Origin of the sequence: Estrella lausannensis (genome assembly GCF_900000175.1) — a bacterium.
Taxonomy (GTDB): Bacteria; Chlamydiota; Chlamydiia; order Chlamydiales; family Criblamydiaceae; genus Estrella; species Estrella lausannensis.
The window spans coordinates 1-21,549 of sequence record NZ_CWGJ01000014.1 but is presented as its reverse complement, the minus strand read 5'-3'; the positions used below and the strand labels follow the sequence as shown (position 1 = coordinate 21,549).

Here is a 21,549-nt window from a genome sequence, read left to right as displayed (position 1 = left end):
TCTTTTTCATTCCGAGATCATTGCCGGCTCTAGCATATCCATGCTAAAGCCGGACTTCTTATCGAGCTCTCCAGGCGAAGAGTCAGGCTGCTTCCGGGGCCTCTCTCCTTGCTTTTGCTGTCCCGTAGTACATACTGACACCCAAGGTGAAGAAGAAGGCGAATATGAGCAGCGAACTCATTCCGTTTAAGAAGAAACTACGGATACAAGCTGAGATGAGGAGAGAGCAGCTGATCAGGCCAAGGGTAGGCAAGAGCTTGCTGCCGGAGTTTTCGCGCCCTTGCTTTGCTGCAAAAAAGAGCGAGGCCACACTGAAGGTGTAGGAGAGGACGCAGCCGAGAGCGCCTATCTGCTGCAGAGGGATCAAAACCCCTTGGCTGGCAGCTAAGTAGCTCAGGCAGAGCACACACTCCACAACGACGCAAGCGGCCGGGATGGAATTGACGTTTAAGCGGGCGAAAAATTTGGACATCACCACATGGCCATTTTCAGCCAGAATGTGCAGGTTCCAGGAGTTGCTGAAAATGATTCCGTAGGCAGCGCCGAGCGTCGAAGAAGCGATCGCCAAGTGAATAATACCTTGGAATTTGCCGGCAAAGTCGCTGTCGCCAAAAAGGGTGCTTATCATAGCGGGGAAGATATCACAGTGGCCGGCGCACTCAGCTAATTTATCTCCCAAAGCTCCGTAGAATATTGCCTGGTAGATGGTGGCAATCAGAATCACCGAGCAAAAAGAGATCAATACAGCTTTAGGGGCATTCTTCTCGGCGTCCTTGATTTTGCTGCTCATCGAGCAGGCCGCCTCAAAGCCGATCACCGCGTAGATAACCAAGGGCAGGCTGGAGGGGACTCCCTCCCATTCAAGATGCGGGGCGGTGAAATTATCCCCATTTAAAAGGAAAATACCGGCAGCAATGGCGAAAAAGATCGGAAAAGTTTTGAAGGCGATAAACATCTTTTGAATCGAACTGCCGGCTTTGATGTTCAAAAAATTCAGGCCGCAGAAAACACCTACGGTGAGGAAGTCGAGGACAAAAGTACTGACGGCGGCAAGAGGTGGGAAAATATGCTGCAAAAGGGTCATCGAGACGTGGATCATCAGCATGCAGGAGGCAACTTTTGAAGTGAAATAGCACCACCCGCTTAAAAATCCTGCCAGGGGACTGATCTCCTCTTTGGCAAAAACGTAAAACCCTCCCGATGGATGGATTCTGAGCATGCGGGCGATCGAGAGGATCAGAGGAAGCATCAGGATGCCCACTAAAATATACATGAAAGCGCCGAGAAGGCCGGCCTTTTGGGCAAGGCTTGGCGTATTAATGAAGATGCCGGCTCCGAGCATGATATTGATGTTAATGAGGACAGCCGTTGGCAGAGATAGTTTGAATTCTGTGGAGGGAGCTGTGGTCATGACATCCTTTCTTTTGGGTAGCGACGGCAGTTGATACCGAAAGTGTCTCAAAATTTGGGCTTTTGGCAAAGAAAAAGCCTCGGGCTTGAAAGAATGCGAGTCGCCTAATATTAGAAATATGAGGTGAGTTGGAATCCTTCAATCTTGGGGATCTTTCTCATGGCCAAAAGCCTCAATTTTGAGACGCTTTCGGTATAAACTGTCCGTGACCAAGTTATTAATTAAAAAATTATAACATACAAGGTTCTATTTTAAAAGATAATAGTTACTCTGAGCATTTATACCGAAAGTATCTCCAAACTTGGCATGTGGGCTTTGAGAAAGCCTCGGGATTGAAAGGATACAAAGTCATCTTATGTTTCTAGTATTAGGCGACTTGGAATCTTTCGATCTTGGAGAGCTTTCGTAAAGACAAATCCAATTTTTGAGACACTTTCGGTATAAATGTAATCGGTCGTTGTAGTATGAGGAGGAGATGGAATTAAATATTTGAAAAACAAACTATGCGGATAATGAAGGGGCTAAATAGCTCTTACTGCAGCAAAGTTTCGCCAAGGAGGCTCGGATGAACGAAGTGAGTCAGGGACGGTTTTTTTCAGTAAAAGGGCAGTTTACCGGAGACGAAGACGGCTCTTGGCGGAAGGCTAAATTCAACGTGTATGACGGGGATGGGCAGTTTCTCTCCTACGGTAAAACTTCGGAAGACGGGCGGTTCAAAGTAGCAGTTCCCAAGCTGAACAGTCGCGAGGAGAAGGTCGATCTTACGTTTCGCCTACTCAAGGAAGAGCAATCTCCCGATCGTCGCCTTCAATTCATGAAAGAGCGCTGGGAGGTGGCAGAAAAGGTAGTCCCCGATGTTAAAGTCGGGTCTAAAGTCGATCTTGGTAAATTGGAGTTTGACGACTATTTCAAAGCGGAGAGGGTGCCTTTGAGTTACACCCTTCGCGTTGTCAAAGCCACCCTTCCCGCTAAAATCCAGGGCGCAATTGAGAATTTGAAAGAACGATTCGATTTTTTTGGGACGCATGACGTTAGCAGCTGCCAGAATTCCTTTGGGGTGGAGGCCACTCCGCTGACAGCGGAAAACAGCTGGAAGTTGATGCTGAATGGCATTTGTCCTCTCTATCTGAAGAAAGAGGGCGACTTGCTTGCGGCCGATATCTGCTGGGACCGTTACGCCTTTGACAAGGAGATGGCACTTCCGAATGTCAAAGCGCTCTTTAAGGTGGAGGGAGAGAAGGGCGTTTTGCAGCAGATTCACATCGACTTTGTAGATAGGGGGGATGCGCTGAGCCCTGAGGAGTTCACCCACAATGAGCAGGTCTACAGGCCGGGCGATGAAGACTTTGAAGAGGGGCTTCGCGCGATGAACTCCGCCCTTCATGTCTACGGACAAACAGTATACCACCTCGGCATCGGACATGTTTATGGATCCTTTGTCGCCCAGTCGGCCTTTGACTTCCTCCAGCACACCACATTTGGACAGCTCATTCTGCCCCACACTCATCTCATCAGAAAAATCAGCAACGAACTCGGCAAGACGGCAATATTTGGCGAGGAGGGAATACTGAATGTCTCTTCCTTAAGTGTTGAGAGTATCTCCCATATGATCGCCGACACGCTGGGTGCTCTTGATCCGTTTTCTTTTGAGCCCAGAGAGCCGCTCACCAATAATCACACCTTCAGCAAAGTGCAAAAAGTGCACTATAAAAATGTTCGCGAAGCAGTGAAGGAGTTTTTTGATAAAAACTGGGGTTCCATGGTCAAAGAGTGGAAGCTGGTGCATGCCTTTTTTGATCGGTTGCATAAAAAATCGGTTCCTTACCGCCCTTGGGAAGGTGTAGCGGATTTAAGCGTTTTTCAGGACGCCAACGAAATTGGCGGCAAAGCCGACGGCACTCTTCCGGCAAGGACCAAGGGTAAAGAGAGCGATACAAGAGTGCGCAGTTTCCGTCCGATAGCTGTCGATTCCTCGGGACCGAAAGGGAACGACCGCGAGATGATGGAGCGATTCGCTGCAGACTACATCCATCATGTGACACTCTGGCACTCTTGGCTGCATAGAAGCCAGTATACAAACACACCCGACTCACCCTCTCCCCTGGACCTTAACTTTGCGCCCATCACTTTGGGTCCGATGGGCAAGGGGCCTTTCGGTGGAATCACGGAAAAGGAGGCTATCGCCGAGCTGATGATTGCAGACACGTTCAGGCGCTTCAACACCAAAGCCTACGCGCTTATGCGGGATGAATCTGTTTACCCGGGACTTACCGCGAGGATCAAAGCAACGAAGGATGAGTATTTGGCAAACGGCATCGATCCATCAGAAGAAATACAAACAAGCACTGTCATCTAAGGAGGACAAAAGATGAAAAACTGGATTCAGGCAATAATTGCCGTTGCTGCCTTGGCTTTACCGGCTTTCTTGATGGGGATTCCCCCGGAAGAGGGGCTGAAGAGACTGAAGGAGGGAAATCAGCGATATGTCAAGGAAGACTTGCAGCATCCCAACAGGGGAGCTGAGCGAAGGGCCGAGCTCTCATCGAAGCAGAAGCCGTTTGCTATCGTGGTCGCCTGTTCCGACTCTCGAGTGTCGCCTGAAATTATCTTTGATCAGGGAATTGGCGACGTCTTTGTCGTGCGCGTAGCAGGCAATGTCGTGGGCCCTCTGGAGCTCGACAGCATCGAGTTTGCGGCCCTCTACCTGAAGGCTTCCTTGGTCGTGGTGCTTGGCCACGAAAGTTGCGGCGCGGTGCAGGCAACTTTGGACAACAACACGCAAGACATCGAGGCGATTGCCGAGAAAATCCAGCCGGCGATCAAGGGTGTGGACCCCAAAGCAAAGGGCGCCCTTGAGAAGGCGACGAAAGATAACGCACGTTTTGTAGCCGATTATATTTCCAAGACGCCTGTTATCAGCAAGCTTATCTCCGAGAAGAAGCTGCTTGTGACAACCGGATATCTCGAGCTTAAAGAGGGGTCAGTGGAGTGGGGGTTTTAAAACCCACCTCCCGTGGCCTTAATCAATCCGATCAGGGCGCCAAACTCCGCGCCCTGAACTTTCACGAGCGCTCTTCTGCTGCTGAGCAGCGTCCTTTGTGCATCTACGACATCAAAATAGCTGACCAGCCCCTTTAAGTAGCGCTGGTTGGTGAGCTCTAAAGTCACCTGGGCGGCAGCTACCGCTTCGACCAGATACTCCCGCTCGCTCTTCCTTAAACGAATTTCCGAGAGGGCGTCCTCCGTTTCACGAAAGGCGATCAGCGCCTGGTTGTAGTAGGCGGCGAGGCTGATCCAGAGCCGGGCTTTTGCCGCTTCCCATTCACTTTCTTTGCTTCCGGCATCAAAAACAGTTTCCGTCAGGCCGATGGCAAAGGACCAAAACCTCGCTTTCCAGTCCAGAAGGTGCGACAGAGAGTAGGAATCGTAGCCGAAAGATCCTGTAAGGGCGATCGCCGGAAAGAGATCGGCGAAGGCGACGTTGGCATCTTCCATCTGCCGATGGATCTCTTCTTCTTTTTCGGCCATGTCAGGTCGGATAGCCAGAAGTTGCCCCGGAGATGGGGGCGTTACAGCGGGGGGAGTGAGGAAGAGGGGGTCGTATGCCTTGGCGTATAGGGAAGGGTTTTGCCCTAAATGGACAGCCAGGGAATTTTCAGCAAGCTGCCTTAAGCGTTTGGTGTTTTCCATGTCCGACTGGACGTTGGCAAGCTCTGTTTTAGCTCTTGCCACATCGGTGTAGGGAACGAGGCCGGCCTCATAGCGCGCTTCGTTAATTTCCAGCGCCTCCCGCAGTATGTCGATGCTCTTGATGAGAACATCGATTTCAGCATCCAGAGACCTTAGGATGTAGTAGTTTTCGGCTGTAGAGGAAGCTACAAGTAAAAGCGCTCCGCGGTAGGCGGCCCTCTTGGCTTTTACATTATGGACGGAACTTAAATAGGCGCTTTTCCACTTTCCGAAAAGATCCAGTTCGTAGCTTGCCGACAGGGGAAAGGTGTAGTCTGTCTGGATCGTGCGGAGGGGTTCGGCAGCCACGATTCCTTGCGCGTTGATCAAACTCTCTTGCTTGACGCCTTGGGGATTGAAAACGAGGCTGGGAAAGAGGGGGCCCTTGGCGACTCCGACTAGAGCTTTGGCCTCCAATAGTGTGTAAAAGGCGATGTCCAAGCTTTTGTTGTAGTCGAGGGCTTGTCCGATGAGCTCGATCAGCTCTTTATCTTCGAGGCAGCAAAAGGCCTCTTTGGCGCCGCAAACGGCATTCTCGGGAGGCTCTTCTTTCCAGTCCTCGGTGATCTCCGGCGATTGGATGTGGCACTTGCTAGGCCCGCAGGATGTCAGAAGCGCAAGGAGGATAAGTAAGTATCTCATATTACTTTTTGGTCTCCGACTCCAGTTCGATGAAGACATCGACCTGCTGGCCGACAAATAGCCGGTTCTCAGGGTCTTTCACGATCGTATAGATAACTTGCAACACCCGGGTGTCTACCCTCTCTTCCGAAGCTCCGGTTAATGACTTTTTGGGGATTACATAGGGTTCGACCCGTAAAAAATTTAAGGGAATTCGCACGCTGGGATCGTTTTTGAGGAAAGCGAAAGCGGGAAGGCCGTCCCGGTAGTGTGACGCGTTTTGTTCGTCGATGTCTATCCTGACTTGCAGTTGGCTGACGTCGCCGAGGATCATGGCCGGGGTTGTCGTTCCGGCAAGTACATATTCGCCCTTGCGGATATTGCTCTGCAGTATGATACCCTTTTTTGGCGCTCTCACGGTCATCCGGTTTAAGAGAAGCAGGGTCTTTTGCAAAGCGGCTTCTGCGGCTTCGACCTGCGCCTTTGCCACCTTGAGGTCGTTTGCTCTGGTGTCGAGGTCTTCCTGGCTGATGGCGCGTTTATCTTCTATCCTCTGGAGCTTGGCCAGCTGGCTTTCGATGCGGACTTCCTGGGCTTTTGCCACATCCCGCTTCGCTTTCAGTTCGATCAATTCCGCTTCCAGTTCCCGTGGGTCGATCTGAAAGAGAGGCGCATCTTCTTCCACCGGATCGCCGACTAAGACATACACATTCGTCGCTATTCCTGAAGTGGGTACGCCAATCGAGATGTTGCGGTCTGCCGATTCGATGATCCCGGACGCGGCAATCGCATGATAGTAGGGATTGGCAGCCGGTTCGCGCGTCGGCGGCTGGGGTGGCGGCTGCTTGCCCAGAATATTCATGAGAATCAAGACGGAGACAAAACCGAGAGCGCTTAAATAGAGCGAGGGGTTCTTAAAGATTTGCATCATTGCGGCGTACCGGTTTTAATATGGTTTGATATCACTTCAGTGACAGAGCCGTCGTCCATCTTCGCCAACCTGTCGGCATATTTGAAAATTCGGGAGTCGTGCGTCACCAAGATGACAGTGCGTTCGGAATCTTTGGCGACACTGACCAAAAGCTCCATGATCTTGTGCCCGTTCTCGGCGTCGAGGGCGGAGGTGGGCTCGTCGCATATGACAACTTTTGGGTCATGAACAAGCGCTCTTGCGATGGCGACGCGCTGTTGCTGCCCTCCCGACAAGTTCCTGGGCGATTCCTTCTCCCTTCCCTCAAGGCCGACGCGCGCCAGCATCTCCCTCGCCTTTTCCCGGGCGTCTTTTTGGGGATATCCATTCAGGATGAGGGGAATGGCGACATTCTCTTCATTGGTCAGTGTTTTGATCAGGTGAAATTGCTGGAAAATGAAACCGATATATTGACGCCGGAAGAGAGTGATTTCGTTGTCCGACATTTTTTCGAGCGGCTTTTCCATCACGTCGATTTCGCCCGAGTCAAAACGCAGTGTGCCGGCGATTACCGAAAGAAGGGTCGTCTTGCCGCAGCCGGATGGTCCGACGATCATCAGCAGCTCGCCGAAATAGGCGTCGAAATCAACCGCTTTCAGGGCATGGACGCAGTCATTTCCCTGGCAAAAGTCTTTGGAGACTTTGCGCACATGCACGGCCCGGGTTCTTGGAAGATCAGCCACGGAACACCTCTGCCGGCTCCAGCTTTCTGATTTTGCGTATGCCGAGCCATGCAGAAAACATGCAAATGAAGAGGATGAAGCAAAGCGTCAGCACGAGTACTTGATAGGGCAGGTAGAAGGGCGGCTGGCCTGTCTTTAGAGTCATGAAGCCAAAAACAGAGGCAAGACCGATACCGATGCCATATCCGGTGATTCCGACGAATAGCGACTGTGCGATCAGCATGCGGAAAAGGAGGGAGTTAGTCGCCCCCATAGCTTTCAAGGCACCGATGTTTCCCATGTTTTCCAAGATGAATGAGTAAAACGTCTGCCCGGAGACGGCCACACCCACCAGAAAGCCGAGCAAAATTGTGGTCCCGAAAGAGACGGGAATTCCTGTGTTTTTGATGAACCAGATGATGGTGTCCCAAAAAAAGGTGTTTTCCGTAAGCGCTTTCAACCCCGTTTCCTTGGTGATCTCCTGTGCGAGCAGATCTTGAGGGACCCCTTCCTGGGGTTTCACAAGGATGAAGGAGAGGTTTTTTCTTGTTTTGGGGACAATCTCGAGCGCCCGGTCATAGGTTGTATAAACATAAGGGTAGCCGAAAAACGAGCGCGCCACCTGGCAGATGCCGACGATGCGCACTTCGTGGTCGTTGATTTCAAAAATATCTCCCACTTCAATCGGCTTAGGCCGCCCTTCGCTGAGCTTTTCGATGCCCACTTGATCTAAAATGACGGAATCGGCCTGCCAAAGATCGGTGATTTTCCCTTGGAGCATCACACTCGGCGCTCCGATCAGGGTGGTGGCATCAAGGCCGATCATTTGAATGGATCTGAAACGGCCGTCGTAGAGTCTGGCCTGCTGAATGGAGAAGTAGAACGGAATTGCCCAGGCCACTCCTTTGACGGAGCGCACCCTTGCGGCATCGGTGTCTCGCATTGGTTTGACTTCATTGACCTGCTGAACCTTAGGATCCATCACCCAGATGGGAACGTTCGTGTTGCGGATCGTTGCTGTCGTCCAGAGCATAAGACCGGTGAAGACGCTCGACTGCTGTGTCATCAATAGAGAGCAGAAAGCGATCGCTGAAACAAGCATCAGGTATTTTGCCCGGTCTCCAAAAAGCATTTTGATCGCGATTTCAAGCATGAGGGTCTCTAAAGGAGCTTGCCGTGGTTTATGGTGGGGATGGTTGTTTTTCACGGATTCTAGGGTATACAACGATTATTGAGAAGAGCATGTCGCTGGATTGAATAGAATGTTCTTGCTATAACCATTCGCTTGTCTTCGACAGTCTTTAAGCTAAAAAAATCAGCGCCGAATCCGCCTGATCATGTCTTAAGAAGATTTTTAAACATAAGGAGAGCGTAATATGCAGGTTGATCCGGCACGTGCTGTTTTTTTGTATCCAGTGACTTTTGCCTCCAACAGAAATTTTTGCGCTAAAATTTTAGAAGAGTGGGAGCAAAAAGCGGTCGCTTTACTCGATTCGCGAGAACAAGTTGATAATAGACAGGAACTTAAAGGGGTGGTTTCACTTATCGGCATCGCCAAGCGGGCTGTCATTAAGGAAGAAGCGGGAGACTCTCACCTCATTTTGGTCAATGAGAGCCGCGTGGTCGCCCTGCTGGCTGCCGATTCCGCGGCCGGTGTCTTCAAAATCCACTCCTTGGTTTTTAGCCCGGGTTACCTGTTTGTCGAGAAAGTTCCCTTGCTACGGCAAGTCATCCCTCTTATCGAGATGTTTGCGCTTGGCAGAGGCTGCCATAAGATGCAAGTTCAAATGCCGGCGTCATCCGTTCCGATGTTTCAAGAAGTGGGCTTTTCAAATCCCGAGGTGATCAAAGAGGCAATGGATCTGACGCGCCTGAAGAGGGAGTTGCCAGAGGGGGAATCCCTTAAAACCTGTGACTCAGCACGTAAAGAGTGTTTTTACTACCACGAGTTTTCGGATGTCGATCGCGGGCTATAACTTGGTGTTTCTTTTTTGTGAAACAAATAATTGAAAAGCGGTCTTGCCGGGTCCTTTAACCAGAGGAGCGTGCCCAGCGGGGAAGCTGCACAAAAAAAAAGGGAATAGTTGTTGACCTAAGAAACCGAAATACCCGATAATTTTACCATCCTTTCAAAAATCGGGAGGCTTTACTCGACATTATGGATAAAGAAAAATCGCCAAAACACAATACTCAAGTCTGGATCGCCAATTGGGGTCACGGATATTTTGACATTAACGAGCAAGGAAATGTCCTCGTCAAGCCCAATAGAGAGGGCCGGTCAGGCGATCTTTATCAGCTGGTGCAGTCGCTTGTGCAAAGGGGAGTGGAACCACCCATTCTTTTGCGCTTTGATGGCATCATTCGCGACAGGATCAAGGCGATCTACGCCGCTTTCGATAAAGCCATTAATGACTACGGTTATAAAAACCGCTATCAGGCCGCGTATCCTATCAAGGTCAACCCGCAGCGTCACGTTGTCGACATGGTCCACGAGTGTGGACGTCCCGGCCATATCGGACTTGAAGTGGGAAGCAAGCCAGAGTTGATCGCCGTTTTAGCTTATGACAGCGTTGACAACCTGCTCCTTTGCAATGGTTACAAAGACGCCGAGTATATCGAACTTGCATTGCTGGCAAGAAAACTCGGCCGCCGCTCCATTATCATCATCGAGCAGCTCTATGAATTAAAAATGGTACTCGACGCCGCGATCCGCCTGAATGTGGAAGCGGAGATCGGTTTCCGCATGAAACCTTACAATAAAGGTAGCGGACGCTGGGGCTCTTCCGGTGGCGATCTGGCTAAATTCGGTCTTTCGATCCATGAAATCGTTGCCGGTCTCGATCAGCTGAAAGCCTATGGAAAAACCCATTGGCTGAAGCTTTTGCACTACCACATGGGAAGCCAGGTTCCGACGATCGCGACCATCAAGAAAGTACTCAACGAAGCAGCGCGGATGTTTATCGAGCTTGCCAAAGAGTGCCCATCCCTTTGCTTCTTTGACGTAGGCGGAGGTCTTGGTGTGGACTACGACGGTTCCAAATCTGCCAACGACTCTTCAATGAACTACACCATCGATGAATACGCCAAGGACGTTGTGGCGGCAATCGGCGACGCATGCGATAAGGCGGACATGCCTCATCCGGTGATCTTGTCCGAGTCCGGCCGCGCGATCGCAGCGCACCACTCTGTGCTGATCACCGAGGTGATTGACGTCTCTCCGACCATGGATCCGCTTGAAAACATTGAAAAGCCGCCGACAGACCATGAGATTTTGGAAACTCTCTGCTACCTCTATAACGAGGTGACCACTCTTAATTGCGAGGAGTTCCTCCATGACGCGATCGAGCTTAAGGAGAAAATCCTCAATTCGTTTATTTATGAAGGGATGAGTCTGATCGAGAGAGCGTATGCGGAGAAGGTGTACAAGCAGCTTATCTCGAAAATCGCTCACCTTGCCAAGAACCTCGATTATGTTCCTGAGGAAATTGACGCGATCGACAGAACGCTCCTGGATGTCTATTTCTGCAACTTCTCGGTCTTCCAGTCGTTGCCGGACGCGTGGGCAATCGGGCAGATCTTCCCGGTAATGCCCATCCACCGCATGAAAGACGAACCGAAGCGCCGCGCCATCATCGCCGACTTAAGCTGCGACAGCGACGGAAAAATCGACTGCTTTTCAAGCCGCATCGGCCCGAAATATTTCTTAAGGCTCCACGAGCCCAACCAGCAGCCCTACTATCTGGGTGTGTTCTTGGTGGGTGCCTATCAGGAGATCTTAGGGGGCATGCACAACCTCTTCGGTGACACCAACACAGTCCATGTCGACGTCGATGAAGACGGGATGTGGGAGGTAACGCACGTTGTCGAAGGAGACACCATCAGCGAAGTGCTCGACTACGTCGAGTATGACGCCGACGCGCTGAACGAAAGGCTGAGAAGCACGATCGAAAAATCGCTCCGAGCCGGACGCCTCACTAATGAAGAGAGCGCCAAACTGCAGAAGAAATTCAAGCAGGCGCTCGAAAGCTATACATATCTTGTCGTATAAACAACACTAAAGGACCTATTGTGGCACAAACTTCAATAACCCAAGGCCATGGCATCGAAGGAAGTTTTGGCGGGCTGCCGGCCGAGTACACCTCCCTTAATGACGCCACTGTCGTCATTCTGCCCGTTCCTTTTGATATGACAACTTCGTATCAGCAGGGAACTGACAAAGGGCCCGAAGCGCTTATCGAAGCTTCGAGGAATCTGGAACTGTATGACATCGAAACACACTCGGAAGTTTACAAAGTCGGTATCCATACAGCCGAACCTGTCAGGGAATCGTCGTCGAAAGCAATGCTTCAGAAGGCCGAAGAGCGCACGCTGGACTATCTAAACCAGGGTAAGTTTGTGGTAACTCTGGGTGGAGAGCACTCCATCTCCGCAGCCCCCATCCGCGCCCATGCCAAAAAGTTCGCTCCGTTTTCCGTGCTGCAGTTTGATGCCCATGCCGACCTTCAAGACGCCTATCTTGGCGATCCTCTAAGCCACGCATCAGTCATGGCCAGGGTTAAAGAGATAAAAGAGGTCGATAAGATCGTCTCTGTCGGCATCCGCAGCATGAGCAGCGATGAGTTGCATAACTTAGACAGGGAAAACACCTTTTTTGCCCACGAACTGCATCAGGACACTAAGTGGTGGGATGAGGTGATTGACAGGCTTGCTGACAACGTATACATCACCTTTGACCTCGATGTGTTTGACAGTTCGTTGATGTCCTCGACAGGAACCCCTGAGCCGGGTGGTCTTTTCTGGCACCAGGTGCTTCCGCTGATTAAGAAAGTGAGCGAGAAAAAAAATGTCATAGGACTTGATGTCGTTGAACTTCTCCCTAAAGAGGGTAACCCGGCGCCGGACTTTTTGGCAGCCAAGCTGGTCTATAAAATTTTAAGCTATCTTTTTCACGAAAAGTCAAAAGTAGAGTAAGAGCGATGAAAATTTCCGAGTTCATGAAGAAAAACTATAAGCATTTCAACGCCGCTGTGTGTGTGGAAGCATCTGAGGCCTGGATCCAGCATCTTGACAAAGGCGGCAAGATGTTCCTGACTCTGGCGGGCGCCATGAGCACCGCCGAGCTTGGCATATCCCTCGCTGAAATGATCAGGCAAGACAAGGTACACGCCATCTCCTGCACAGGGGCTAACTTGGAAGAGGATCTCTTCAATTTGGTGGCGCACAACCATTATGCCCGAGTGCCTAACTGGAGGGAGCTCACCAAGCAAGACGAGCTTGACCTGCTGAACAAGGGAATGAACCGTGTCACCGATACTTGCATTCCGGAAGAGCACGCTATCCGCTACATCGAAGATGAAGTTTTGGAGCTTTGGGAAAAAGCCGATAAGGAAGGCAAAAGCCTTTATCCTTACGAATTCATGTATGAGCTGATCCGCTCCAAGAAGCTCGAGCATAAGTATCAGATCGATCCTAAGAACTCATGGCTAATTGCGGCTGCCGAGAAAAACTTGCCGATCTTTACACCCGGCTGGGAAGACTCGACGCTTGCCAACATTTTTGTCTCCCATGTCATCACCAAAGAGATCTCACGATACAACGTATACCGCTCCGGAGCTGAGCAGATGGGACTTTTGGTTGACTGGTACAAAAAGACCGCGAAGGATCATCCTATTGGATTTTTCCAGATTGGCGGCGGTATTGCCGGCGACTTCCCGATCTGTGTTGTGCCGCTGATCCGTCAGGATCTTCAGGAAAAGTATCCCCTTTGGAGTTATTTCTGCCAGATTTCTGACAGCACGACATCTTATGGGGGATACAGCGGAGCGGTGCCGAACGAGAAGATTACCTGGGGTAAGCTTTCCATCGACACGCCCAGCTTTGTCATCGAATCGGATGCCTCCATTGTGGCTCCACTCGTTTTCCACTACGTTCTGGGCCTTTAGTACGCCTTAATTGATTTCCATCCTAGCGCAAGGGAGGTCTTCCTCCCTTGCATATTTTATAATCCCCAACAAGAGACTGTCCATCAATTAGAATCAGTAGTCGTTACTGCTGAATTTGGTTATACCCAAATTTTGAGACATTTTCGGTATACTTTCGGAATAGCTAAATCCGCCGGCAAAGCATACATATTTAAGTTTTAGTACAGGCTTTAATCCACATAAACATAATCAAGGAGTTTAATATGACGACACAAGCTACAGGTATGTCTAATTCAGCAACCTGTTTCCAGACATTGGGGAACGCAGCCAACTATATGATCGAAAAAGGGGCGGAAGTTGTTCACTATGCCCAAGAACCCGGTGTTGTTCAACGGACTTGCCAGGCCGGACTTCGCTCGATGATCGGCATCTACGCTGTTAGCCAGTTTCCTGTCTCGGCGTTAGTGGGAGCTGCATTTGTCCAATTAAAACCTGAGATGGCAAAAACAGGGATTTCGATGATCGAAGGAGCTATATCGGGAATTTGGACCCGCATGTCATTCAATCAAAAAGTGACGGTAGCCGCAGTCGGAGTTGCATCCGTGTCTTACTTCGATCCCACATTTTTCTTCACCGCAGCAGGAACTGTGTTTTCCTTGAAAATAGGTGCTGAAATCGGCCAACGCAATCTGGCACGCGAGCACCTGCATGAAGTACAGCGTGCTGCAACTGAAAATATCGATCAGGTCGAGCAGCTTTAAAAAAAGCATTCTTAGTCGAATACTCTGCCTACAAGGCTCCCTGTCCCGGGATGGGACAAGGGGGCTTTTTTTTAGTTTATTTCAACCTTTGCCTTATGTATATGATTTACAAAAACAGCTGCGGGGCCGTAGTTCAGTTGGCTAGAACGCTACATTCGCATTGTAGAGGCCAGGGGTTCGAATCCCCTCGGCTCCAACTGTCTGGATAACCATCGTAGTTCATCATTATATTAGAGGGTTCTTGTACTTGTACTGAGAGACTTAGGTTTTTTAGTTGCAAGTTCTGAAATACGAAATTCATTAACTGCCGTTTTTCATCCACTTCAGTACTTTCAAAAAGTTCCCTCGCACGGGAGGCTAATTTCATAAACATCTTTGCGGTAAGGTGAAAATTCTCGTTGGCCTCTTCGTACCTTTTCATTTCTTCTAAAATTTCAGCCTGACGAGCCTTTGAATCTTTTACCCTTTCAAGATTCATCGTTTAATCAACAAAACCGTCGAGCTTGTCATCATACACCTGATTGATTCTTTTCTGAATTTTATCCTGCTCCGTTCGAAGAGCCGCTAGGCTGTCACCATGAAACTTTGACCCTGATTGGTAGATTTTTTTGAGGTATTGCGTGATTGATTCAATCTGTTCTTCGCTTAGAGCGATTTGGTACACCTCGAAAATCAGACTCATGAAGAAGTGATTCCGGAAGACAAGCAAGTTCTAACAGAAATATTTCTTGAGTTGAAGATTAATACCCCTCCGTAGATCACTGCCAATGTAGTTGAAGATATAGACAAGATTGTTCGGGTTACACGGTTTAACGGTTGGCAAAGCACACATGCTGGTCAAAAGAAATCTAGAAGGTTATTCGGCAAGTGCTGTTTAAATACAAGCTCCATAAAGAGCAGGAACTTTTCGAGAAGGCATATGGGTATATACGGGAACCCTATTAAAGAGCTGTAATATAACGAAATTAAATTCAGATTACTTAACTAACGAAAAAAACACCGATTGCTAGAGGTTAGTATGCTGGATCAAGTGAAAAATTCATTATTCAATTCCTATTCATTGCAAGATATCCATAGTGCTGAAATAAAAGCTGTACTTAAAGGAGTTTTAGAACACGGCTACTGGCTCAGATGGGAAGCTTTATCTAAGTTCGAAATGGGAAAAGTTTTACTTAAGCTGCTGGTATGGATGTATTAAATGATGGTAGAATCATTAGCAGTCTTGAGGCGGCCGAGCTAATAGAACCCGGATAAAAGCGCCAAAATAGGAGAACTATTATGCAGTTTATCAGCGGTGGCCCGGAAATTCCTGGGGGACTACTTCAAGCGCACGAGGAAGGTGACGTAGTATTCTTCTGTGGTGCAGGAATATCTCTTCCTGAAGGGCTCCCTAGTTTCCCTGAACTCACCACTGCCCTCTTCGATCGAGCAGGAGTCATTCCGGATACTCAACAGAAGAACGCAATAAAGCTCGAGCAGCTGGATCGTGCCATTGACTTACTTGAGAGACGTACCGCAGGTGGAAGACGAACCGTACGACAGCATCTGCCCGATCTATTATGCCCGGCTAATTTACGCCACAAAGTAGCTCCTACCCACACTGCATTGCTTGCATTGGCAACAAGCAAAGTAGGAAAAGTCCGGCTGGTAACTACCAATTTTGATCGATTATTTGAAAACGTCTGTATTTACGAAGACAGGGTGGTAGAGCCCTTTTATGCCCCCCTTCTTCCTGTTCCTAAAAGCAAATTAAATGGACTTGTATATCTTCATGGGCTAATTCGTGAAAACCCTACAGATGAAGAACTCGATCAGCTGATTCTCTCTAGCGGAGATTTTGGTCGCGCATATCTAACCGAAAGATGGGCATCACAGTTTGTAACTGATCTGTTTAAGAAATTTACTGTATGCTTCGTCGGATACAGCATAAATGACCCTGTACTTCGCTATCTTATGGATGCGTTCGCAGCTGACAAGTTAGATGGCGAACCCGCCACCCAAGCCTATGCTTTCGCTGGATACAAAGAGGGTGAACGTAAAAATGTCATGAACGAATGGGATGCAAAGAATGTTGTTCCAATTCTGTATCGATACAAGGATAGAGATCACACAGCCCTTCATTCCACGCTGCAAGCATGGGCCGATTATCACAGGGAAGGCATAAGAGGAAAGGAGCAATTTGTCACTAAATATGCGTCCCTTAAACCAATGTTAAGTACTGCGGAGGATAACTTTGTAGGGAGGGTGCTCTGGGCCATATCTGACACGACTGGTATTCCCGCCAAGTGCTTTGCAGACCTCGATCCTCCCCCTCCGATCGAATGGCTTGATGTTATTTTAGAACAAAGCATCAATGCAGACCTGCTTCCGACCGACCATAATCAAAAAGAAGAGGATGATACATACAACCGATATAACCTGCTTTCCCGACCTCACTCATCATACCCAGGAGCGTGGACCTCTCCTCTTCTACCTCTATGGGCTAGCCCACTAGATCGTATTGCGGAGCACCTCAGCAAATGGCTATGCCGACATCTGGAGAACCCCAAATTACTGTATTGGATTCAGAATAGCGGTGGTAGACTTCATCACAGGTTTAGGAAAATGATTGAGGTACGCCTTCATAAGCTGCCCAAAGAAATCCAGGTATACTGGTCTCTAATTCTCGCAGGAAGATGCGCACATCCTACACCTGAATACTCTTTTTTTGATTGGGAAAGTCGCTATCGAAAAGAGGGGATGCACCTGGGTCTCACAGAGGAGTTTTGCCAGATTTACTCTCCTCGAGTACGCCTGAATCCATCGTTTAAAGACAACCGCATCCCGACTAATTCGCCTCTTGACTCGCAGATTCTCTTGGGTTTGTTAGAACCTCACTACAGCTTGTCTCAGCTGAGGAATATTCCGGGCTGGAAAGGTGACTTACCAAAGCTTCTGGAGAAGGCGTCCTCACTGCTTTTGGATGCCCTCAATATAATGCAAGAGCTGGGTAAAGCAGATGAACTAAAAGATCTCTCGTACATCTCCCAACCATACATCCATGACTCGAAGCAAAACCACCGATATCAGGATTGGACAGCCTTAATCGAATTGACTAGGGATGCATGGCTAGAAGCAGCTCAAATATCGCCCACAAAGGCTTCCCTCACTGCCCAAAGTTGGTATAACCAAGCCTTTCCTGTATTCAAACGTCTTGCTTTTTTTGCCGCGACCCATACCAAAGTGGTTGCTCCAAAAATGGCTCTCGCCTGGTTGACGATGGACGATCAGCGATGGCTGTGGTCGGTAGAAACTCAGCCTGAGGTACTACGACTGATTTTAGCGATCGCTCCGGAACTGAGTAAAAACCAATGGAATAAACTAGAAAAGCTTATTCTCAAAGGGCCTCCGAAATTTCTCTATTCCGATAATCTCAATGGTGGGGAATGGGCCCGAATTGTGGACTACTCAATTGCCGTTCGGCTTGCGAAAGCGAAAGCATCCAAAGTACTCCTTTGTGCCAAAGCTCAAGCTAAGTTAGATGAGATATCCAAAAAATACCCGAAGTGGGACCTATATGACGAGGCATTCGAGACCTCTGTTAGGTTTAGCTATGGGGGTGGTTCTCCATTTGCCAAAAAGCCAGTGCCCCAATCTGTTTCAGAGCTCGTAGATTGGCTACTCAAGCATCCAGCTCCTGAATGGGGCGAAGAAGATGAGTGGCAAGACATTTGCGAAAACAACCTAGACCTTTCTCTTCAAGTCCTTTCGAAACTTTCCCAAATGAATCAGTGGCTACCCTATCGCTGGAAGGAAGCTCTTTCAGGCTGGTACAAAGACAAAGAACTGACTGCAAGATCTTGGGAGAAAGTGTCCGCGCTACTTACTTCTGCCCCTGACAAGCTAATCAAGGAAATTTCACACAGCCTGAGCTGGTACCTCGATAGGGCTGCAGCAGCACTTTTAATAGAGGAAAAAGAGCAATTTACAACCATATGTTGTAAGATTCTTGAGTCGGAAATTAGTCACTCATGGGTTTGTTCGAAAGATCAGATACACTCCGCGATAAACCATACGTTAGGAATTACCGCACAGGCAGTCATAAAGTGGGTATTTAAGGACAATCCATCAGATTGCCAAGGGATCAAGGAACCGATGAGAACTCTACTCACTAAACTCTGTGATATGCAAATTGATAGTTATAGGTACGCTAGACTTCAATTGGCAAGCAATTCAATTGCTTTGTTTCGACTGGATCCCGATTGGACTAAAGTAAACCTGCTACCATTATTTTCCTGGACGCAAGTCCAAGTCGAGGTCGTAAATACATGGGTCGGGTTCCTAAGTGCGGCAAGAGATTACCTTCCTCTCTTGGAGGAGTTGAAAGCAGAGTTCCTCGCTACAAGTGCCCACCTCAACCAAATTGGTGAGTACGCTGAATCATACGCCTCATTACTCACATGGGTTTCCTTACAGCCTCAAGATTCATTTTCAAACTCGGAGCTACAGGAAGCATCGGCAAATTTAGGAAAGGAGGGCCTCTGTGCGTCACTAGGCACTATCCGAAGCTTTTTAATGAGCTTTGAAGCGAACGGTAGTACGACCCAAAAAGAAAACTTCTGGAAAAACCGCGTTGAACCATACTTTCAAAAGATCTGGCCCAAAGCCAAAGCACTCATAATTGACCCTCGGATCTCAGACATCTTGGCAGAGATATGCATTTTGGCGGATAATCAGTTTTCTGAAGCTTTCAAGCTGATGAAAAGTTGGCTGGTAAAGACGACCTCCTGCGAGATAGCAATTCACCGCCTAAGTGGCAGTAAGATATGTTCCAAGTTTCCCGCAGAATCACTCGAGTTTCTTGACCACATCGTATCCAACAGCCTTTCTAATCTCAAACGGGATTTGAGTTTATGTCTTGATGAAATCCTTGAGTCCGAGTCGACATTCGCTTCTGATGCCCGGTTTAAACGTCTAGACACCATAGCAAAAAAGCAGAAATTATAGACTTGGGAATCCTAAATGACTGCTCATTCAGCGCAAGATGTTAAAGACCTATATTGCCTCATCGGAGAAGCTGTATGCATGATCCAACACTTGGAGGGGGCCCTCAGCCATTCAATCACCTTGAAAAAGGATGTGAGGTATCCACATAGCTTGTCCAAGGATAGGGCAGACATATGTCTAAAACGCAACCAACGTCATACACTTGGCAAGGCTATTCAACTTGCACACGATAACGACCTCTACCCTGAAACTTTCTTTAGTGAGCTAAGAGCATTACTTGATGAGAGAAATTGGTTAATTCACAACTTTGTATGTAACAACCTAGAAGATATGCATACGGCCTCAAAGCGAGCTCTATTAATTCGTCGCATCAAAGAAATTTCAAACAAGGCCATAGAGCTCCAGATGGCTATAGAATACGATTTGATTGGATTCTCTGAATCCGTAGGTATTGATATGTCCAGAGTTCGCTCTGTAATGGAGCAATTCTAACAGGAAACCATCTATTTTTTGACAACCTCGTGGGAACTGGACATGCCTAGCCATTAGCCAAACCAACCAGTGGACAGAGAGTTTCTTTCATAGCACCTTAATTAAAAGTTTTGAAAGCATCTCTCCACTTCCATTATACCGACATGCATAGGATGAATCTCTTTTCCCCTTTTCTTGCAGCATGGATTGCTGCCCAACCTATAGAAATGATAAGGCTAGGTACTAGCATGGCTACGGAACAGCAAAGCACCCCCCGCTATCTTTACAAAGTGGTGACTGAGGAAAACTGGGAGAAGAGCCAAGGCTCTGTAAATCTCTACCTCACGAGTCACGATCAGGTATTTATCCATTTCGCGACCGAAGAGCAGCTTGGCCGCATCATCGAAAAATTTTTTGGCGAAGAGCGAAAAGTGATCGTTTTAGTAGTGCAAACTTCCAAGCTGCCGGGACGATTGGTTTTGGAAGCCAATCCGGGTGGAAGCAACAAATATTACCACCTCTATGGCGGCTCGATACCCTTAAGCTCGGTGGTTCAAAAGCGTGTTGTTGATCGGAGCAAGAGCCTCCCCTAAAAAGACCGCAACTCAACTCATATTTCAAATGTTTAGAGACTTACAAACTTCTAATCGCGAGCACTCTGTCTTTGCCCCACCCAGATTTTGAGACATTTAGGCACAAGTTGTGCGTTCCATAGCTGTCGTACTCATGATGGCTCCCGTCTTTGTGTTTGAACACTCATTTACCTCTCACAAGTGCCTATCGGTGCTATTTTTTGTATTGTTTTTCTAAGGTGTTTTGATCAGTATTTGTTTGCTTGATAGTAGAATCTTTAACAAATCTTAATAAATTTTGAGTTTAAAATTAATTTAAATTGTGATATACTCTTACGCAAAACAAAATTTTAATTTCCTGGTAGTGTCATGATCTCGAATTATTTCCACAGCAGGCTGTGGGTTCTCTCCTCGTTTACGCTGGCTTGCCTTCTGGCATTTTCATCTTTTGTTTCAATACCTTACCAGGCAGAGCATCCGCTGCAGGTCTCGCTCGAGCATGACGGGGTCACAACCGAAGAGATCCTTCTGGCTCAACGGATTGAAGGCTACCTCTACACCCGGGTACCCGGAATGAATATCACCTATCGCGACGTATTCAACCTGGTGATGAATGAAGGGTACAATGTGTGGCTTACCGGAGGCGCGATCCGCGATCTTATTCTTTCGGATAATCCTCAGCTCAACGATCTGGATTTCTCATTTGACTGCACTATCGAACAGCTTGAGGAAATTTTAACGCGTAACGAAGTGCTTTATACCAAAATCCCCAACTACCTGGTGATCAATATCGGAACCCGGGAAGGTGTGGCTATGGAGGGGATCGAGAGCGCGTATGCGATCCATGCCAGGGACGAAGAGCGGGAATTTACAGTGAATAATATATACTATCACGTCAACACAGCGACTTTCGAACCCGAGTTCAAGAAAGGCATTCAGGATCTCAATGATCGAAAGCTGGCCGTCAAGGCTAAAAATCTTTCCGAGTGGCTATATGGTGGGCAGTCGGAGCGCCCCATCAAGATATTTCGCTATTGGAAGATGCTCGGTAAAGGATTTTCCGCATCGCCTGAACTGGAGAGGTTTATGGCCTATGAGTGTGTGAAGGCTTTTAAGAAAGATCCCGAGGCGTTTAGACATCATCTTCTGCAATATATCGGAAGCCATTTTTCGTCTTTCGATCAGGTTAGAAGAGGGTGCATGCGAACCATGGGTTCCCGTTGGACAAGGGAGAATTTCGAAGTTTTCTATGAACAGGCGCGAAAAATGGATATAGAAGTGGATGCTATTTGGGAAGAAAGTTCCAGCCGATCCCTTCAGGCTCAAGGGGACATCCAAGTTCCCGAGGCTTTCGGCGAGACGTTGTAACCTTTCAAAACCTGGGCCCCGGCGGCTTGAAATCCGCTTAGAAGCCGCATAGCCTACACTACTTGCATGGTTTCGGT

17 protein-coding genes and 1 tRNA gene are annotated in these 21,549 nt (G+C 48.5%); 12 read left to right on the top strand and 6 right to left on the bottom strand.

Going from position 1 to position 21,549, the window contains the following annotated elements; translation table 11 throughout:
• Positions 1–82: 82 nt before the first annotated feature.
• Positions 83–1,411, bottom strand: a complete 1,329-nt coding sequence (locus tag ELAC_RS06495) for an APC family permease (RefSeq protein WP_098038481.1) — start codon at positions 1,409–1,411, stop codon at positions 83–85.
• Between the two features lie 565 nt (positions 1,412–1,976).
• Between ELAC_RS06495 and ELAC_RS06490 the strand changes: the two genes are divergently transcribed.
• Together ELAC_RS06490 and ELAC_RS06485 are read left to right on the top strand one after the other, a co-directional pair.
• Positions 1,977–3,767 carry a hypothetical protein gene (locus ELAC_RS06490; protein WP_098038480.1) on the top strand — a complete coding sequence of 597 codons (1,791 nt, stop codon included), beginning with the start codon at positions 1,977–1,979 and terminating at the stop codon, positions 3,765–3,767.
• A 12-nt stretch (positions 3,768–3,779) separates the two neighbouring features.
• Entirely contained in the window at positions 3,780–4,412 is a 633-nt protein-coding gene (locus ELAC_RS06485) for a carbonic anhydrase (protein WP_098038479.1), read from the top strand.
• Here ELAC_RS06485 and ELAC_RS06480 read toward each other — a convergent pair.
• From ELAC_RS06480 to ELAC_RS06465, 4 genes are read right to left on the bottom strand one after another with little or no spacing between them, the layout of a single operon-like run.
• Positions 4,409–5,782, bottom strand: a complete 1,374-nt coding sequence (locus tag ELAC_RS06480; RefSeq protein WP_158227824.1) for a TolC family protein — start codon at positions 5,780–5,782, stop codon at positions 4,409–4,411. The two genes, ELAC_RS06485 and ELAC_RS06480, sit on opposite strands and share 4 nt — an antisense overlap.
• Position 5,783: 1 nt before the next feature.
• Positions 5,784–6,692: an efflux RND transporter periplasmic adaptor subunit gene (locus ELAC_RS06475; protein WP_098038477.1), complete on the bottom strand. Its 909-nt coding sequence runs from the start codon at positions 6,690–6,692 to the stop codon at positions 5,784–5,786.
• Positions 6,689–7,414, bottom strand: coding sequence for an ABC transporter ATP-binding protein (locus ELAC_RS06470; RefSeq protein ID WP_204250539.1), 726 nt, complete (start codon positions 7,412–7,414; stop codon positions 6,689–6,691). Before ELAC_RS06470 ends, ELAC_RS06475 begins: the two co-directional genes overlap by 4 nt.
• Entirely contained in the window at positions 7,407–8,546 is a 1,140-nt protein-coding gene (locus tag ELAC_RS06465; RefSeq protein ID WP_098038476.1) for an ABC transporter permease, read from the bottom strand. The genes ELAC_RS06470 and ELAC_RS06465 overlap by 8 nt, the downstream gene beginning before the upstream one ends.
• A 223-nt stretch (positions 8,547–8,769) precedes the next feature.
• Here ELAC_RS06465 and ELAC_RS06460 point away from each other — a divergent pair, with 223 nt between their 5' ends.
• From ELAC_RS06460 to ELAC_RS06435, 6 genes are all read left to right on the top strand, one after another.
• A complete protein-coding gene (locus ELAC_RS06460) occupies positions 8,770–9,369 on the top strand; it encodes a hypothetical protein (protein ID WP_098038475.1) in 600 nt (199 codons plus the stop codon).
• A 182-nt stretch (positions 9,370–9,551) separates the two neighbouring features.
• A complete protein-coding gene (gene speA, locus ELAC_RS06455) occupies positions 9,552–11,441 on the top strand; it encodes a biosynthetic arginine decarboxylase (RefSeq protein ID WP_098038474.1) in 1,890 nt (629 codons plus the stop codon).
• A gap of 20 nt (positions 11,442–11,461) precedes the next feature.
• Positions 11,462–12,364 carry an agmatinase gene (speB, locus tag ELAC_RS06450; RefSeq protein ID WP_239414416.1) on the top strand — a complete coding sequence of 301 codons (903 nt, stop codon included), beginning with the start codon at positions 11,462–11,464 and terminating at the stop codon, positions 12,362–12,364.
• A 5-nt stretch (positions 12,365–12,369) separates the two neighbouring features.
• Positions 12,370–13,335 carry a deoxyhypusine synthase family protein gene (locus ELAC_RS06445; protein WP_098038472.1) on the top strand — a complete coding sequence of 322 codons (966 nt, stop codon included), beginning with the start codon at positions 12,370–12,372 and terminating at the stop codon, positions 13,333–13,335.
• A 242-nt stretch (positions 13,336–13,577) separates the two neighbouring features.
• Positions 13,578–14,075 carry a hypothetical protein gene (locus ELAC_RS06440; RefSeq protein WP_098038471.1) on the top strand — a complete coding sequence of 166 codons (498 nt, stop codon included), beginning with the start codon at positions 13,578–13,580 and terminating at the stop codon, positions 14,073–14,075.
• A 122-nt stretch (positions 14,076–14,197) separates the two neighbouring features.
• Positions 14,198–14,271: transfer RNA gene (locus ELAC_RS06435), tRNA-Ala, on the top strand.
• A 285-nt stretch (positions 14,272–14,556) separates the two neighbouring features.
• Here ELAC_RS06435 and ELAC_RS06425 read toward each other — a convergent pair.
• A complete protein-coding gene (locus ELAC_RS06425; protein WP_098038470.1) occupies positions 14,557–14,757 on the bottom strand; it encodes a hypothetical protein in 201 nt (66 codons plus the stop codon).
• A gap of 596 nt (positions 14,758–15,353) precedes the next feature.
• Here ELAC_RS06425 and dsr1 point away from each other — a divergent pair.
• The 4 genes from dsr1 to ELAC_RS06400 all read left to right on the top strand — a co-directional run bounded on the left by dsr1 (position 15,354) and on the right by ELAC_RS06400 (position 21,472).
• Positions 15,354–19,061, top strand: a complete 3,708-nt coding sequence (gene dsr1, locus ELAC_RS06415) for an anti-phage defense-associated sirtuin Dsr1 (RefSeq protein WP_098038468.1) — start codon at positions 15,354–15,356, stop codon at positions 19,059–19,061.
• Positions 19,062–19,076: 15 nt separating this feature from the next.
• Complete coding sequence (locus ELAC_RS06410; protein ID WP_098038467.1) at positions 19,077–19,553, top strand: hypothetical protein; 477 nt, start codon at positions 19,077–19,079, stop codon at positions 19,551–19,553.
• 227 nt (positions 19,554–19,780) lie between these two features.
• Complete coding sequence (locus tag ELAC_RS06405) at positions 19,781–20,125, top strand: DUF952 domain-containing protein (RefSeq protein WP_158227823.1); 345 nt, start codon at positions 19,781–19,783, stop codon at positions 20,123–20,125.
• Between the two features lie 348 nt (positions 20,126–20,473).
• Positions 20,474–21,472: a nucleotidyltransferase family protein gene (locus ELAC_RS06400; protein WP_098038465.1), complete on the top strand. Its 999-nt coding sequence runs from the start codon at positions 20,474–20,476 to the stop codon at positions 21,470–21,472.
• Positions 21,473–21,549 lie beyond the last annotated feature (77 nt).